This is a genomic window from Streptomyces sp. NPDC006450 (genome assembly GCF_040612195.1).
Taxonomy (GTDB): Bacteria; Actinomycetota; Actinomycetes; order Streptomycetales; family Streptomycetaceae; genus Streptomyces.
The window spans coordinates 1-1,697 of record NZ_JBEXPT010000265.1; the positions used below are offsets into that span (position 1 = coordinate 1).

1 protein-coding gene and 1 pseudogene are annotated in these 1,697 nt (G+C 74.3%); both read right to left on the bottom strand.

What is annotated here, in order from left to right:
• Positions 1–668, bottom strand: a pseudogene (locus ABZY57_RS32705) (NlpC/P60 family protein); the annotation flags it as partial.
• A gap of 217 nt (positions 669–885) precedes the next feature.
• Positions 886–1,545 (bottom strand): class F sortase, encoded by a 660-nt coding sequence (locus tag ABZY57_RS32710; protein ID WP_356518177.1) that lies wholly within the window; start codon positions 1,543–1,545, stop codon positions 886–888.
• Positions 1,546–1,697 lie beyond the last annotated feature (152 nt).

A 1,697-nucleotide genomic window follows, 5' to 3' on the forward strand; every position in this document is an offset into this window, starting at 1 on the left:
CTCGGGGCGGGGCCGGCCGAGCGGGCCTCGTAGGCCGCCCGCTCCTCGGCCGTCAGCTTGGCCAGCAGCCGCTGCGCGGCGGTCAGCTTGTCCTCGATCTCGGCCTTGTGGCCCGCGAGTTCCCTCTGCCGGTCCCGCAGGTCGGCGAGGCGCACGGTGGCCTGGTCCTTGAGCTTTCCGACCTCGTCGAGCCCCCGCCGCACGGCTGAGATGTCGGCCGCGTTGCGGTTCCCGGCGCGCGTGATGAGGGAGGCCCGGTTCAGGTACTCCTGCGGATCACCGGACATCGCCAGCTGTACGGCGGCGCCCAGCGTGCCACTGCGGTACTGCGTCGCGGCCAGCGAACCGAGCGCACTGCGCGCCGTGTTGAGCCGGTCGGTCTTGCGGGCGGTCTCGTCCCGCAGCCCGTCGAGCGCGCGCTGCGCCTCGTCGGCCTTCTCCTTCGCCCCGTTGTACCGGTCCGTCGCGGCCTCGGCCTGCTCGTAGAGCCGGTCCATCTCCGCCTTGACCTGCGAGGGCGTCGGCTGCGGATCGGCATGGGAGATGCCTTCGAACGCGGTGGCGGTGGCAGCGCCCGCGAGGGCGAGGGTGGCGGCGGTGGTGCGTACGGAGCTCCGTGCCGTGCCGCCGGCGAGCGGGCGCTGCCTGGGCTTTCGATGACTGGCCACGAGGGCCTCACGTCCTTCCTCCATCGGTGCTTGGAGGAGGACGCTAGACCCGAAGGTAACGGGCAGATGACGGGATGATCGAAAGTGGCCCGCCGTGACCGGACCTGTCCGGTCGGGCGTCTGCCGATGATCGTCCGGTATCGGTGCGGGAGAGCGGTGATGAGGATATTGACCACGGGGGCCCGCCGACCGCGCCGAACAGGGCCTTCTCCACGCGCTATCCGCGGATCTCCGTCAGGCGGGCGAAGACGACCACGTTGCCGTCGTAGCCCCCCTTCTTCGAGAAGCCGCCGCCGCAGGTGATCACGCGGAGCTCCGGGGCGCCCTTGGGGCCGTAGACCCGCGCTGCCGGGAAGCCGTTCTTGCCGACGACCTCGATGCCGTACACCGTGAACACGGCGGTACGTCCGTCCTGTCGGTCCACCTCGATGTGCCGGCCCCGCGCGAGCGAGCCGAGCGTGTAGAAGACGGCCGGACCCTGCTTGTTGTCCACATGACCGTCGATCACCGCCGTGCCCCGGGTGCCCGGGGCGGGGGAGCCCTCGTACCAGCCGGCCAGGTTCCGGTCCTCCGGCGGCGGGGCGTCCACCCAGCCCTCGGCGTCGAGTCCGACCCGGGTGACGGGCGCGTCGACCTGGAGGGACGGGATCCGGATCCGGGTCGGCGGAGAGGGCTTCAACGGCCGCGGGGCCGGCGGGAGGCGGCGGGCGGCCTCGTCGTGGGCCGGGTCGCCGACCAGCGCGGCGGCCTGCGCGGGCTGCGGCGGACCGCCGTTCAGGTCGAGCCCGTTGGTGAGGAGGAACGTGCCGCTGAGGGCGACCACGGCAACGACGCCCCAGCCGCCGCGAGGCTTCGTGCGCTCCTGAGGGCGGGGCATGATGCGCGCTCCTTCCGTGGTGCTGGGGGTTTCGGGGGAGGCACCCCGGGGCGGCCCCGGCGGCCGCCACCCGGCCGCCGCCCCAGGTACGGGCGCGGGCCGGCCCCGCGGGGGGGGGGGGCCGGCCCGGGGGGGGGGGGGGGGGGGGGGGG